This window comes from Cohnella thailandensis (assembly GCF_014212135.1).
GTDB classification, from domain to species: Bacteria; Bacillota; Bacilli; order Paenibacillales; family Paenibacillaceae; genus Cohnella; species Cohnella thailandensis.
On record NZ_JACJVQ010000006.1, the window covers coordinates 226,335 to 240,937 of the forward strand.

Sequence of the window (14,603 nt, forward strand, 5' to 3'; positions counted from 1 at the left end):
TTTTGAAAAGTAGTTATATTTAAGTGCAATAGTTTCAAAAAATGAACTATTGGAACATCGGGCTTTCCGGGGTATACCTTGATTGGAATATTCTTTATATAGTATATTTCATGCAGGAAATGATACACGTAAACCGGAGGGGATTTCCGAAAGGGTTCGAAGGGCCCGCGGAACGGAAGTGGATCAAATTTAAGCGGGTCGGCTATTGTATAATAAGTGGATATCCTATTAAGATCTCATGCAGCAGCAAATGCAGGGACACGAAGGAGCGGTGGACATGGCGCGCGTATTATTTGTGAATACGGGATCGGAGGGACACATCAATCCGACCCTTGGAGTCGTGCGGGAGCTCGTTTCGCGCGGAGAAGAGGTCGTGTACTTCTGCGTAGAAGCCTATAGGGAACGCATAGCGATGACGGGAGCTTCCGCGCGAACCATTGACGGCCAAGCTTTTGTCCGGGCATTTATTTCGGGAGGACGGAATTATATGCTCGAGAGAATCAACGGCTTGTTGCTAACCGCGGATGTCGTCCTGCCAAGCGTTCTCGAACAGATCCGAGGCGAACATTTCGATTACGTTGTCCACGATTCCATGTTCGGTTGCGGACGTCTGCTTGCTCAGATCCTTAAGCTTCCCGCGATCAGTTCCTGTACTTCTTTTGCGCAGACCGAGGAGTCGTTCGATAGCCAGTTGGAATCGTTCTACGAGGAAGTCCCTGCCGATATAGTTAAACCGATATACGATAAGTATCTAAGCTTGACGGAAAGGCTGAAGGTAAACTACGACGTAGAGATCCGTTCTCCTTACGAAGCGTTCTGCAATCCCGCACCGCTTACCATCGTTTATACGATAAAGGAGCTCCAACCTCATGGGGAAGCCTTCGACCAATCTTATAAATTCGTTGGCCCTTCCCTCTCAGCGCGGTTAACCTCCGGGAACTTCGATTTTGCCGCAATCCAGGGGAAGAACCTTATTTATATCTCGCTGGGCACCGTGTTTAACCAGGCCGTCGAATTCTACAGGCTTTGTTTGGAGGCATTAGGGAATTCGGGCTATTCGGTTGTTATGGCCATCGGGGATAAGGTCCAAGGTTCCGAGCTAGGGGAGATTCCTCCAAACTTCATTGTAGAAGGGTATGTCCCGCAAACGGATGTCCTGAAGCACGCGAAATTATTCATTACGCATGGGGGAATGAACAGTACCCATGAAGGTCTCTATTACGGCGTCCCGTTAATCGTAATCCCGCAAGGCGCGGATCAGCCGGTCATTGCGAGGCAGGTCGCCGAGGTCGGAGCGGGAATCCCGTTGCCTATGCAAGGACTGACTGCCCCTCGACTGCGCGAGGCCGTCGATCTAGCGTTAAGCCGCGCCTCCTATACGAAATGCGCCTCCCGAATTGGCGAAGCCTTGAGGAATTCGGGCGGGTATTCTCAAGCGGCGGATGAGATTTTGGAATACGTGCGGTAATATAATGGGTATACCCGAATGAACTTATTTTCTTTATCGGAGGGACCTATGAGCGGAATTGCCAAAACTCCTCAACCCCCTTATTATGCGGTCATTTTCACATCCGAACGAACTAGCGGCGATCATGGCTACGGAAAAATGGCCGACAAGATGGTTGAGCTGGCCGCGACGCAACCCGGCTTTCTAGGCATAGAAAGCAGCGATCGGGACCAGGACGGGCTTGGGATTACGGTTTCCTATTGGGAATCCTTGGAGGCCGTTCGGAATTGGAAAGAACACTCTATGCACAAAGTGGCGCAGGAAAAGGGAAAGACGGTTTGGTATCAACGATTCGGCCTAAGAGTATGCAAAGTCGAACGCGACAATTTCTTTGAAATGTAAGCTGAAAAGATACGACCCTTCTACTTTGGCGTAGAAGGGTCGTATGTCTAGTCTTCAGAAGGCGCCGAAGCGGCTGCCTGCGGCCACGCCTTTGGGGGATATGCGTTCAATCTCCGCCAGATCGTCGGCCGTCAGAGTCACTTGCAGCGCGTCAAGGTTCTCTTGCACGCGGTCCAAACGCTTCGTTCCCGGGATGGGAACGATCTGCTCGTCTTGCGCCAGAAGCCAGGCTAAACTCAATTGGGCGGGGGTACAGCCCTTTTGAGCGGCCATTCTCTCGATGAGAGAGACGACCTCAACGTTCTTGGCGAAGTTCTCGCCCTGGAACCGCGGGTAATGGCGCCGATAGTCGTCCTCCGGCAAATCCTCGAATTTCTTGATCTGTCCGGTCAGGAAGCCGCGGCCAAGCGGGCTGTAAGGAACCAGGCCGATCCCCAGCTCCTTAAGAACCGGTAGAACCTCATCCTCCACTTCCCTGCTCCAAAGCGAGAATTCGGTTTCGACCGCGGTAATCGGATGCACGGCATGAGCTCGTCGGATCAGATCGGCCGGAGCCTCCGATAATCCAATGTATCGAATCTTTCCTTGCTTAACGAGGTCAGCCATCGTGCCGACCGTTTCTTCGATGGGGGTATTCGGATCGGGGCGATGCTGGTAATAGAGATCGATGTAATCCAGACCCAGGCTGTAGAGGCTGGCATCAACGGATTTCTTGATGTAGGCGGGGTCCCCTTTCGGGCCTTGCCCGTGCGTAATTCCGAATTTGGTGGCAATGATGGCCTGATCGCGTCGGCTTTTAAGCGCGCGCCCAACAAGCTTTTCGTTTCCCCCGAAACGCCCGAGCATGAACTCCGACCCGTAAAGGTCGGCCGTATCGAACATCGTCACGCCCGCATCCAATGCTCCTTGAATGGTGCGCACGGATTCGTCGTTGTCGGGCATCATCATCGTTCCGAGGCCGATGGCCGACACTTCAAGCCCTTCATTACCTAGTTTCCTCTGTTGCAGCATAGGGTTCCCCTCATTTCTAACGTAGGATCGATCGAACATGAGCCCATTCTAATCGTTCCTTGCCGAGGCAACCACACAACGTTTTTACTAGTAATAATTTTAACGGTCAGCATTCGGATCCTCTATCGTCGGCGTGTAAATGCAGATGTGAATATCCGGCCGGTCGGTCGGATTCACCAACGAATGGATATCATAAGGAACGGGCTGATGGGCGCCGGGGAGCCGCAAAATAATCCGTTTGACTTTTTTGAGTTGAATGTCGTACTGGCTCCAAAGTCGTTCGAACTCGGCGCTGTTCCGGATCAGACGCTCCACCGTCGCCTCGAACCAAGGATCATCCCGGTGTTTATCGTAATAAGTCCGGAACACGGCCACCGAATAACTCGCGAATTCTTCTATGTTCACGATGCGATGCCGCATATCCGTATCTTCAAACAACATCCGCAGGAAATTACGTTCTTGGACGGGAATGGAGGCGAAGTCGGCAAACGCCTCTTGGGCCGCCTTGTTCCAAGCGAGCACTTCGCACCTCTCATTGGTAATATGAGAAGGGTAAGGCAATTGATCGATAATCCTCTGCATCTGCGGGTCCGCGGCGGCCGGGGCCGCAAGAGGCGTCTCGGCTGCATGAGGGTTCCATAACTGATATAAATGGCTCTTCTCGGCCGAAGTTAATCGGAGCGCTTGGGCGATGCTGTCGATCACGTCTTTGGATGGGGTCAAATCCCGTCCTTGTTCCAGCCACGTATAGTAGGTGACGCTTACGCCTGCCAGAACGGCGACTTCCTCGCGCCTTAGTCCCGGCGTCTTCCGCTGCCCGTGGGCGAATTCCAAGCCCGCATCCTCCGGTGAAAGCCGCTCCCTTCGCGATTTAAGAAATACTCCCATCGCTTTTGCTTTGCTGCTGGCAACAGTCAAAAGTCGATCACCGCCCCTTACATATAATCGCCTTAGAATGACGATAACATTTTACGGGTTCTTCGCTCAACTTGTCGGTCAGAACTCTGCTTAGTGCGCCCTGATCAGAAGAGATCGGGCAGATCGCTCCAGTTGATGGTTAGGATAACGATGTTCAATACGGCGAATACGAGCGCGGGCGCCGTTTGGCCGAAAGAATCCCGGGCCTTGAGATGGACCAGGCAAGCGGCCAGCATGGTGATTCCAAGCCATACGCCGGCCCATGCGGTTGCCCAGCCGTACCAGTAGCCGGCTAAGAGCGCGGCGGCACCGGCCAATTGGACGAAACCGGTCAAGACGCGGAATCCCCGGGACAACCCGAGGTGCGCGAAGATATCGGCCCAGTACTTGGCCCCGACGACTTTGGCCGTTCCCGAGAAGAGATAGTACGCCAACAACAAGCTCTGAAGGACGATCGAGAAAATAAACAAGCGAATTCCTCCTCTAAACTATAAATATTTAAGGTCTTTATTGGACTGACGTTTGAGAACGAACGGACGTGACAAGAAGACCTCAGCGAGTCGGCATTTGCAATTTTCGGCCTATTCTGTCTAGTAAAAGTTCTTGGAGACTATGTATACTATAAGTAAGTTAGGTCCAATACATTACTATGCTCCTATGTCAGCATTAGGATAGATCGGAGATCGTTCGGGATGCGGGAAAAGGAAGGCTCTATCGACAACAAAAGAAACGAAACCCACTTGAGCCATTTGGCATCCGTCGGGCAAATCGCCGCGGGTATCGCCCACGAGGTCAAAAACCCGCTGACGGCGGTCAAAGGATTTTTGCAGCTGCTAAAAGAACGAAATGAAATCAAATACATAGAAATCGCCGAGTCGGAGCTGGGCAACGCGATCGACATCTTGCAAAATTTGCTTCACGTGTCCAAGCCCGATCTGGAGGACGAGCCTTACGTATCGATCGATCTGACCGTGGAGCTGGAGTCCTTGACGCAGCTGTTCCAGGACCAAATGTATCGGGTTGCGGTTCATAAGGATTTGCGGGATCCGGGCTCCTACATCTTCGGCAAGAGGAACCAACTGAAGAAGGTGTTCTTCAATTTGCTGAAGAACGCCTTCGAAGCCATTCCGGAGAAGGGCTCCATCCATATCGAGCACCTGTCGACGGAGAACGAGGTGATCGTCCGCATCCGGGACACCGGCGTAGGAATTCCGCAGGAAAAGCTCAACATGCTGGGCACGCCTTTCTTCACGACGAAGGAAAACGGCACCGGAATGGGACTGACTCTCGTTTTCTCCGTGATTTATCAGCACAATGGGTCTATCGATGTTCAGAGCGCCGAGAACGCCGGAACCCAATTTACCATCGCTTTTCCCAAAGGGACAAGGAGCATGAAGTTAAAAGAGGTGGTTTATCTGGAGTTGGAAGCGGCGACGGACTTAAAAGATTTTTTCATCGCGAATCGAAATCATTTCGAACAGCGGCTGCTGCTGGAAGCGGTCAACGTTCGGGATAAAATCGACGAGATCCTGGCGATAGGCAATATTGACTTGTTGGATAACGCCCATAAGCTGGTGTTGTTTATCATCGAAGGGAAAGAGTACGAGGTGATCGCCTTCGCCAAGCAAGAAGGGGTTACTTGGGCGAAGCATTCGTTAACCCTCGCTTTTAAGCTGGAATGGATTCAAGCCGTCCGGCGCGTCCTGTGGGATTTCCTGTACAATTACGACCGCATGAGCGACCGTAACGACGACAAGGAACATTATTATAGCTTGGAGAAGAGCATCAACCAGTTAATAGACCTCTTCCTCAATCAGTTCTTTATCAGCTATTCCCAATTCAAAGACGATTTGATCCGGGCACAGCGGGAGATGGTGGCGGATCTGTCCGTCCCGATTATTCCGCTCACGCGGACGACTTCCATTCTTCCCTTGATCGGCACGATCGACGGCTTCAGGGCCAACGCCATCGAAGACAAAATCATTGCCCAGATCGGCCATGACCGGATCGAGACGTTAATCGTGGACCTGTCGGGCGTGATCGAGATGGCACCCGATGTCGTCAAACAGCTTATCAACGTCTTTGACGGGATCCAGATGATGGGCTGCCGTCCGATCGTCACCGGGCTCAGGCCGGAGATCGTGAAGATGATGATTCGGTCCGGCTTGTCCTTCGAGCAAAAGGCCGAAACGAAAGGGACGCTGCAGCAAGCGCTGGTGGATCACCTGACCGCGCATTGAGAGCTAGGGTCGCCGGTTTCCTGATCCGACAAAGGATGGAAACGCGTCTCGATCGATATCGCCTGTGCTATAATTCAATAGGTTATAGCGCCAAGCATGCAATCGGAGGGATATCGAATGTCTCAAATGAGCGGGCTGAACATCAAGCCCGAGCCGAATACTACCGCGAAGACGGTCGCGATGGTCATTCTCTTCGTCGCAATCGCCGCAGCGGGATTGATGTACGTCAAATGGTCGCCGTATTATCATAAAGCGCTGACTTCGGCAGATACGCATTCGATCGGATCGTCCATTCTGGGAGATCCGTCCGGCCAGGTCGGGAATCCGACATGGAGCGGCGCGTGGGAGTACGCGAAGAAATATTTCGAATCCATCTGGAAGGCGGCCGTGCTGGGCATCCTGCTAGGGTCTCTGGTGCAAGTGCTCATTCCGGCACGCTGGCTGGAACGCGTGCTTGGAGGCGGCCGGACCAGCGGAGTGTTCTACGGGGGAATCGCCTCGCTGCCGGGCATGATGTGCACGTGCTGCGCCGCCCCTATCGCGGCCGGGCTACGCCGCCGCAACGTCTCCCCGGGGGCCGCGATCGCGTTCTGGCTCGGGAACCCTCTGCTGAATCCGGCGACGCTGATCTTTATGACGTTCGTTCTGTCCTGGAAATTCACCGCGCTGCGGATCGTCTTCGGCATCTTGGTCACTTTCGGAACCGGGTACTTGGCCAACCGCATGACGAGGAACGCGGGGGTCGACGTTCCGGAGGCCATGCGGCAGCCGGCTTCGAACGATTCCGGATCCTTCCTCGTACGATGGGCCAAAAGCTTGGGCATCATGCTGCTGCAGGTGGTGCCTGCCTATGTTGCGGCCGTTCTTCTGCTAGGCGCCCTGAAGGTTTGGATGTTCCCCGTTGCGGAAGGCTCCGGCTTCGCGATCCTCGTCTTATTCGCGGTCATGGGAGCTCTCTTCGTGATTCCGACCGCGGCGGAGATCCCGATCGTGCAATCGTTCTTGGCGGCCGGCGTCGGTACAGGTCCCGTCGCGGCGCTGCTGCTTACGCTTCCCGCGATCAGCCTGCCTTCGATTCTAATGGTGGCCAAGTCGTTTCCGCGCAAAGTCATTTTTCTCGTGATCGGGTCCGTCATCCTTGCGGGAATTTTGGGCGGCGCGGTCGGGTCGTATTTCTTGTAATCCCCGATCGGCCCAAAGACGAGAGAGCCGCTTGACGATAATCGCGCTAAGCGAGAAGACGAACAAATAGACCAAGGCCGAGAACCCTATGTTCCATCCGTTCAAGTATGCGAACACGTTAAATTTGACGGATAGGGCCTCCAGAAGAACCGTTGTTAAGCACCACGCAGGAATGAGGAAGAAGAGCCGCTTCTTCCTCATTTCGTATTTATAAATCAAATACGTAAAATAATATCCGTATATAGGATAATTAATAAAATAGATAAACACATCGAACAGCTCGAGCTTCGATGAGTCCATAATGTTATAGAAGTCGACGATATAACCCGTTCCTAAAATCAAATCGGCGGTGAATCCAAGCGAGGCAAAATACAATAGGACCGTTACGGTCAAGCTTCTGGACATGACTTTGGGAACCGCGATAAAGCCGATCAGCAAGATTAACAAAGAAACGAGAACGAACCACTCGTTCTTATCGAAACATAAGGGCAGCTTAAGCATGTTTGCCTCCCCTCTGCAGGAAGCCGGAATTCAAGAAACGATAGAAGCCCAGCGACAGGCACAGGAGCGCCAGCCATAGGGGAAGGGAATACCACGGGCTCCAATTCACGTAAGTAACGATGCCGATCCGCACCGCCACGGCTTCGCCTCCCCACAAGAGAAAACTTCCCAGAACAAGCGTTATTCCTTTAAGAAGGGACTTTGGTTTCCCCGCAGGATAGATGGCAAGGATGAGAATGACCGCCAAGGGCAAATACAGGGTTTGCAGCAGCAGGAATGAGAAAAAGGAGTCGAAGGTCTTGGGCTTGGATATGTCCTGCAGATTCATGATGATCGAGTTGAATGTAAGCCCGAAGATAAGGTCGATGAAGAGCCACAAAGGGATGACGGTCGTCATCGGAAGTTTATCGACTCGGCGTAAGACGATCGCAAGCAACACAAACACGGCAGCGAGAACGGCTGTAACCACAAGATTTCACCGCGTTCCGGGAAAGATGGAATACCGAACTAGTCTTTCCTAATAATCGACTGAATAAAACGAAATCAATTAGGGAACGATTTACAGGCTCGCGATTGCATCCTTTCGCGGGCTTTTTGGCGTCTATTTAAAAAAATTCGAATCCCGGTGAAAAATAGCAGCGCGCTCAGTTGTATATAAAGCGAAAGGAGGTGCTGAGGTGTACGATTCATCTGAGCTCAATGAATCCGTACGACGGGCCTTGGTTCTATATTCGCAAAGCTTGATCAAAGTCGCTTTCGCCTACTTGAAAAATATAGCCGATGCGGAGGAAGTGGCGCAGGAAGTCTTTCTCGCCTACTTGCAGAAGCGCCCCGTATTCGACAACGTAGAACACGAAAAAGCGTGGCTGATTCGAACCGCCATCAACAAAAGCAAAAACATGCTGAAGGCCGGGTGGTTCAAAAGCAGAAACCCCGTTCCCGAAAACCTAAGCTACCTCCCGGCGGAAGAAAACGAGGTTTTGCAGGCCGTGCTGGCGTTGGACAAAAAGTATCGGATTCCGATTCATCTGCACTATTACGAAGGATACTCGATCCAGGAGATCGCGGTTATTCTGCGGGCCAAGCCGGCAACGGTAGGAACGTGGCTTGCGCGCGGACGCTTGCTCTTAAAAGAGAAGATCGGAGGCCTGGAGCATGAAGAAATCTGTTTATAAATCCGCGATGTCCCGCGTGAGAACGAGCGAGGATTTCCACGAGGAAACCTACCGGAAGCTGATGCGGGAGATAGAGAAGACTGCGCAACCCAATCTTATTCATTCAAAGGAGAGCTTACACATGGAGAAAGCACAGAAGAGAAAGCTTACGGGTTGGACGGCCGGGATCGCGGCTTGCGCGGTTCTCGCGATCGGCGTCTTCGCGATGAACCGGAACGATTCCGGGACGAGCATCCCGCCGGCCAGCGCGCCGACGGCAAGCTCCCCGGCAGCGAGCACGCCGTCGGCGAGCGCCCCGGCAGAGACGACCCAGCCTTCGGACGTCGCGTCGAAGCCTCCGATCATGGGGAAGGTAGCCGTCAATATCGACGGCGTCATCACCGAAGTGAGCGAAGACGGCAAGAGCTTCAAGGTCGGCGACCTGTGGGTGACGGTAACGGACCAGACGAGAATGGGCAGCAACGAGCCGACGGCGGCGCCTCCTTCCGAGGAGCTGCTGCAGAAGGAATTCAAAGTAGGCAACATCGTATCCGGCTATACCTCGCAGGACGTCAGCACCGGCAAGGTAACCGCGGACGTGATTTACAACAACATGGCTCCGCAGAACTAAGGAATTTTCCGGAGCCGATAAGAGCAAGGGCGTCTTCGATTCGAAGGCGCCCTTTTGTATTGAACAAACGGCCCATGCCCCCTAAAATAGGAAGAAAATCAGGATCGTGATCGTGACTCCCTTGCAGATTGGTGCATGAAATGCAAGGCGCCGACTCCGGCCAGGCTTTATATTGGGAAGCGAAAGGATGATCGGCGGGGATGGATTGGGTTTCGAGAATGAACGAGGCGATACGCTATATCGAAGACCATATTACCGAAGAGATCGATTACTCCGAAGCGGCGAAGATCGCATGCTGCTCCACGTACCATTTTCAGCGCATGTTCTCCTTCATAACGGACGTCGCCTTATCGGAATACATTAGACGGCGTCGCCTTACGCTAGCGGCCTTCGAGCTTCAGAGCGGACCCGTCAAGGTGATCGATCTCGCGCTCAAGTACGGCTACGATTCGCCCGAGGCGTTCACCCGAGCTTTTCAGAGCATGCATGGGACAACCCCTACGGCGGCGCGAAGCGCGGGAACGAAGCTCAAAGCATACCCGCCCATGACCTTTCAACTCTCGATTAAAGGAGCTGCGGAGATGAATTACCGAATGGAAGAAGCCGGTCCGTTCGCCGTTGTGGGAGTCCGGAATCGCGTGAACACCGAGATGGCCTTCGATATCGTGCCGAAACTGTGGGCGGAGGCCGCGGAGAATGGGTTGTTCGGGAAGCTGTGGGACATTCGCGACGAAAGCCGCAAGGTGAGGGGAATCCTCGGGGTTTGCGCGGGAGGGGATTTCGGCAAGAGCGAGGAGTTCGACTACATCTTGGCGATAACCTCCGAACAGTCGCCGCCAGAAGGCATGGCGAAATTGGACTTTCCCGCGGCCGCATGGGCCGTGTTCGAAGCGCCCGGCTCCCCGGACAACCTTCAGGACATCTGGAGGCGCCTCTACACCGAGTGGGTGCCCGTATCCGCCTACGATCTTGCGAACCTGCCGGCTATCGAATGCTACTTGCCTATCGAGGAAAATAAAAACGAGCTGTGGGTACCGGTCGTGAAGAGAAAGTGACCGTTGTCAGGCAGTCGTCCGTAGAGGGAATCCTGTTCCCCGCCGAGAAATGGTATAATCGGGATAGTCGGCCGTAAAAAGCATACGAGGTGATTCCTTTGTTTTACTTCATTCTGTCGCTCGTCGTTTTGCTTGATCAGGCCGCCAAGCTGTGGGTCCGCGTCCAAATGAAAGTGGGCGAGTCCATTCCGGTGTGGGACGGTTTCCAATTGACGTATTTTCGCAACTCAGGAGCCATGGGGAGCAGCTTCGAAGGATACGGAAGATGGTTCGTTATCCCGGCTGTTCTGGTCGTCGTCTGGGCTATCTATTATCTGAACAAAGGAAGGCTGAACGGGGTCCTGCTGCAAGCCGGCGCGGCTTTATTCGTCGGCGGCGCCATCGGCAACGCCATCGATCGCGTGATTTACGGTTGGGTAACGGATTTCTTGGACTTCGGCAGGGGGATCTCGAATTTCGCCGACCATGCGATTACTCTGGGCCTGGTGCTTATCTTGCTGCAAGAGCTGGTCATTCACCCGCTGAAGAAAAAAAGGGCGGAGAAGCCGTGTTTTCATTAAATATTCCTTTGCGAGAATATTCCTTGTGTGGTATATTTGAGGCATGAGGAATATAAAGGAGGATTTAATCATGTCCAACAACGCCATGCTGTCCCGAGTGGAGAATGACCGAGTGCTTGTGCTGGAACGCGTCTTCAACGCCCCGCGCGAGCTCGTATTCCGGATGTTTAAGGAGCCTGAGCACATGAAGCGCTGGTGGGGACCGCGAGGCTGGGAGCTTCCGGTATGCAACATCGACTTTCGCCCGGGAGGCGTGTGGCACTACTGCATGAAGTGCGTCGATCGGAATCAGGGCGATTTCTATGGCATGGAGTCTTGGGGCAAGGGCGTATACAGCGAGATTGTCGAGCCGGAGAAGATCGTCTACACCGATTACTTCTCGGATGCCGAAGGCAATGTCACCGAATCTATGCCATCGACCGAAGTCACGATTGAGTTCGTCGCTCTCGAAGGCAAGACCAAATTGGTTAACCGTTCCGTGTACGAGTCCGCGGAAGCCCTCAAGACCGTCATGGAGATGGGCATGCTGGAAGGCATCACCGATACCTGGGATCGCCTGAGCGAAGCGCTCGAATCGCTAAAGGGATAAAGAAGGAAATCATACACATGACCGCTCAACGCCTTGGCGCGTGGGCGGTTTTGTTTTACCGGCGAAAGGAATGGAACGTTCGGATGAGGAAGTCGTTAGCTTTAACCCGCCGCTAGGATCGCTGCAAGAAAGATGAGCTGCAAAACGGTACGAATAGGCAGCTTCGGTACGGGCCTCCCTCCGATCGTTAATTTCTCCTTGGCCGCCCGCATGTTAGCGGGGAACATAGCGATCAGCAGCGCCGCTAAGCCTATCGAAGCTATCCTGGAGGTGGCGGGGAACAGGATGCCGACAGCTCCGGCGATTTCCAGCACCCCGGTGATTGTCACGATCCAATCCGGTCTTGGGAAAGCCGGCGGAACCATGCGGATCAGGTCGGGGCGTCGGGTCCCCCAGTGGGCGGATGCCGTAAGGAGAAGCATGATAAATACCGCCCCCTGAAGAGACGTATGCCAGCCTTCGTAATAAGTAATACCGATCAGTCCAAGAGCTTTGAACAACAGCAACGCTGCAACCAATACATAGAATGGCAACATGAAGATCACTCCCGATAGCGGTTTGTTAGTCGAAAAAAATCGCGTCTGCACGTTCATTATATAAACCGACTGTCGGTTTGTAAATACAAATATTGCCGTCTGACTAAGCGGAAGTCGGAATAACGGGCGATAGCGAAGCTGGCACCGACGGCAGGAGCACCCGGATGGGGTGCCCCTGCCGTCGAATCCCGCTGTGCCGCTTGTCGATCCGAATATTTATAATTTCCGTTCCCAGAACCTCCCTTGCGCGATTCCGTTTATAAAGGCTTGTATCGTGGAAGCCGATAAATCGTAAACTCCCGCCTCGTCCGTCTTGACTCTGGCCTTCTTCAATACCCGGTTATCAAGGAGAGCCAGAGCCAAGGGCTTATAATGCTTAAACGTCATCTCGATGAATTCCAAGGCGGGCGTCGGAATAGAAGGCTCGCTGCTGATCAATAAGACGCCATCGAAGAGAGCGGGGTCCGCCGTGTCGAACGTGGCCGTTACCTTAAGCGGGTTAGGCAGGTCGTGAAGCTTCTCCCCGACGATCGTATAATTTAGCCGATGCTCGTTGAAAGCCATCGTCCAATCGGCAAGACGTTCCAGATCGGGGTCGCCTATCCTCACGATCGCGATGCTCTTCGTATCCGGCTTGCGGACGGTATCGGCCATGCTGAGCGCGGGAGATTTCTTGTCGGATTTCACCTCCAGGTTCTCCGCCGGAAGGGGGGCTCCGATAGGGTCGGCCACCGCCTGCGCCAAGGAACGGTCGATATGATTCAGCAGCGCGACCGCGTTGGCTTTGACCAATTCCGATTTGCACTTGCCCAGCTCGAAGCTGAACGCTTTCTTTACATGCTCTTGCTCGTAAGGGGCGAGACTGTTGTAGAAAAGCTTGGCCTGCGAATAGAAGTCGAGGAAGCTGTCGCTGCGTCCCCGGATCTTGCGCCCGTCAATCTTCTCCTGGTAGTGCTCGTATCCGCCTTGTTCAACCGGGACCGGCGCAGGCAGGCCGGCGTTCAAGCCGTTACGGTGATAGCTCGTTTGTCCTTGGTGAATGGTCATCTGATGCATGCCGTCGCGTTGATTGTTATGGAACGGGCATACGGGCCGGTTGATCGGAATTTGGTGGAAGTTAGGACCGCCTAACCGAGAGAGCTGCGTATCGGTATAGGAGAACAATCGCCCCTGCAAGAGAGGATCGTTCGAGAAATCGATGCCGGGCACGACATGTCCGGGGTGGAAGGCCGCCTGCTCCGTCTCGGCGAAGAAATTGCTGACGTTCCGGTTCAGGGTCATTTTGCCGACCAATTTCACGGGGATCTCTTCCTCCGGCCATAATTTGGTCGGGTCCAAGATATCGAAATCGAATTTATGCTCGTCCTCCTCGGGAATAAGCTGCAGGCCAAGCTCCCACTCCGGGAATTGTCCCCTCTCGATGGCATCGTACAGGTCCTCTCTATGGAAGTCGGGATTTTTGCCGGCTATCTTCTGCGCCTCGTCCCAGACCAGGGAATGAACCCCCAGGACGGGCTTCCAATGGAATTTGACGAAGTGCGACCGCCCTGCCGCGTTCACCAACCGGAACGTGTGCACCCCGAAGCCTTCCATCATCCGCAGGCTGCGAGGAATGGCGCGATCGCTCATGACCCACATCACCATATGGGCCGATTCCGGGTTCTGCCCGATAAAATCCCAGAACGTATCGTGGGCGCTGGCGCCTTGCGGGATTTCGTTGTGCGGCTCGGGCTTGACGGCATGGACGAAATCGGGGAACTTGATGGCATCCTGAACGAAGAAAACGGGCATGTTGTTCCCCACCAAATCATAGTTGCCCTCATCCGTATAGAATTTGGTCGCGAATCCGCGAACGTCCCGGACGGTGTCGTTCGACCCTCTAGAACCCTGCACCGTGGAGAAGCGCACGAATACGGGCGTGACTTTGGACGGATCCGTAAGGAAGTCCGCCTTGGTGTAATCTTCTAAGGATTCATAGAGTTGAAAATAGCCATGAGCCCCTACGCCGCGCGCGTGAACGATTCGTTCGGGAATGCGCTCGTGATCGAAGTGGGTCATCTTCTCGCGGAAGTGGAAGTCCTCCATAAGGGTAGGACCGCGCTGGCCCGCCTTCAGAGAAAACTCGTCTTCGGCCATTTTTACGCCTTGGTTCGTCGTCAACCCATGCTTTTCTTCGTTGTTAACGGTGAAATTTCTCAATTGCTCCGTCTTTTTGTTCTCCATATGAATCCTCCAATCTTGTTATAAAGAAAGAAGCCTGTCTTCATAAGTACCCCGTTCGGGCGGAGGTGTCCCGGTTCAGAACAGAAAATGAACCTTTTTGGAGATCTTGCACGTATTACTTTTTCTGAGGAAGAAAATATTATCTGCATAGGAA

Annotated in this window: 15 protein-coding genes; 9 read left to right on the forward strand and 6 right to left on the reverse strand. The window is 53.6% G+C overall.

The genetic code is table 11. From position 1 onward, the window contains the following. The first annotated feature begins 277 nt into the window (after positions 1–277). Both H7B67_RS08980 and H7B67_RS08985 read left to right on the forward strand, forming a co-directional pair. A complete protein-coding gene (locus tag H7B67_RS08980) occupies positions 278–1,468 on the forward strand; it encodes a macrolide family glycosyltransferase (protein ID WP_185119470.1) in 1,191 nt (396 codons plus the stop codon). A 48-nt stretch (positions 1,469–1,516) separates the two neighbouring features. Then, on the forward strand, positions 1,517–1,849 hold the full coding sequence (locus tag H7B67_RS08985) for an antibiotic biosynthesis monooxygenase family protein (RefSeq protein WP_185119471.1): 333 nt from the start codon (positions 1,517–1,519) through the stop codon (positions 1,847–1,849). Positions 1,850–1,903: 54 nt separating this feature from the next. Here the strand turns inward: H7B67_RS08985 and H7B67_RS08990 are convergent, their stop codons facing one another. The 3 genes from H7B67_RS08990 to H7B67_RS09000 all read right to left on the reverse strand — a co-directional run bounded on the left by H7B67_RS08990 (position 1,904) and on the right by H7B67_RS09000 (position 4,248). Continuing rightward, positions 1,904–2,857, reverse strand: a complete 954-nt coding sequence (locus tag H7B67_RS08990) for an aldo/keto reductase (protein ID WP_185119661.1) — start codon at positions 2,855–2,857, stop codon at positions 1,904–1,906. Positions 2,858–2,959: 102 nt separating this feature from the next. Continuing rightward, positions 2,960–3,748: a helix-turn-helix transcriptional regulator gene (locus tag H7B67_RS08995; RefSeq protein ID WP_185119472.1), complete on the reverse strand. Its 789-nt coding sequence runs from the start codon at positions 3,746–3,748 to the stop codon at positions 2,960–2,962. Between the two features lie 134 nt (positions 3,749–3,882). Continuing rightward, complete coding sequence (locus tag H7B67_RS09000) at positions 3,883–4,248, reverse strand: DoxX family protein (RefSeq protein ID WP_185119473.1); 366 nt, start codon at positions 4,246–4,248, stop codon at positions 3,883–3,885. A 222-nt stretch (positions 4,249–4,470) separates the two neighbouring features. Between H7B67_RS09000 and H7B67_RS09005 the strand changes: the two genes are divergently transcribed. Continuing rightward, positions 4,471–6,018: an ATP-binding protein gene (locus H7B67_RS09005; protein ID WP_185119474.1), complete on the forward strand. Its 1,548-nt coding sequence runs from the start codon at positions 4,471–4,473 to the stop codon at positions 6,016–6,018. 117 nt (positions 6,019–6,135) lie between these two features. Continuing rightward, positions 6,136–7,200: a permease gene (locus tag H7B67_RS09010; protein ID WP_185119475.1), complete on the forward strand. Its 1,065-nt coding sequence runs from the start codon at positions 6,136–6,138 to the stop codon at positions 7,198–7,200. 493 nt (positions 7,201–7,693) lie between these two features. Here H7B67_RS09010 and H7B67_RS09015 read toward each other — a convergent pair whose 3' ends face one another. Continuing rightward, positions 7,694–8,170: a hypothetical protein gene (locus tag H7B67_RS09015; protein WP_185119476.1), complete on the reverse strand. Its 477-nt coding sequence runs from the start codon at positions 8,168–8,170 to the stop codon at positions 7,694–7,696. A 208-nt stretch (positions 8,171–8,378) separates the two neighbouring features. Between H7B67_RS09015 and H7B67_RS09020 the strand changes: the two genes are divergently transcribed. From H7B67_RS09020 to H7B67_RS09040, 5 genes are all read left to right on the forward strand, one after another. Further along, the gene (locus H7B67_RS09020) at positions 8,379–8,876 is read left to right on the forward strand and encodes a sigma-70 family RNA polymerase sigma factor (protein WP_185119477.1); all 498 of its coding nucleotides are present in this window, start codon (positions 8,379–8,381) and stop codon (positions 8,874–8,876) included. Positions 8,877–8,997: 121 nt separating this feature from the next. After that, the gene (locus tag H7B67_RS09025; RefSeq protein ID WP_185119478.1) at positions 8,998–9,486 is read left to right on the forward strand and encodes a hypothetical protein; all 489 of its coding nucleotides are present in this window, start codon (positions 8,998–9,000) and stop codon (positions 9,484–9,486) included. Positions 9,487–9,686: 200 nt separating this feature from the next. Next, positions 9,687–10,541, forward strand: coding sequence for an AraC family transcriptional regulator (locus H7B67_RS09030; RefSeq protein ID WP_185119479.1), 855 nt, complete (start codon positions 9,687–9,689; stop codon positions 10,539–10,541). Between the two features lie 98 nt (positions 10,542–10,639). Next, positions 10,640–11,101, forward strand: a complete 462-nt coding sequence (gene lspA / locus H7B67_RS09035; RefSeq protein ID WP_185119480.1) for a signal peptidase II — start codon at positions 10,640–10,642, stop codon at positions 11,099–11,101. A 70-nt stretch (positions 11,102–11,171) separates the two neighbouring features. Next, positions 11,172–11,690 (forward strand): SRPBCC domain-containing protein, encoded by a 519-nt coding sequence (locus tag H7B67_RS09040; protein ID WP_185119481.1) that lies wholly within the window; start codon positions 11,172–11,174, stop codon positions 11,688–11,690. A gap of 101 nt (positions 11,691–11,791) precedes the next feature. On the opposite strand, the gene H7B67_RS09045 is transcribed toward H7B67_RS09040, so the two are convergent. Then, positions 11,792–12,226: a DoxX family protein gene (locus H7B67_RS09045; RefSeq protein WP_185119482.1), complete on the reverse strand. Its 435-nt coding sequence runs from the start codon at positions 12,224–12,226 to the stop codon at positions 11,792–11,794. A 216-nt stretch (positions 12,227–12,442) separates the two neighbouring features. Further along, positions 12,443–14,449, reverse strand: a complete 2,007-nt coding sequence (locus H7B67_RS09050; RefSeq protein ID WP_185119483.1) for a catalase — start codon at positions 14,447–14,449, stop codon at positions 12,443–12,445. Between the last annotated feature and the right edge of the window lie 154 nt (positions 14,450–14,603).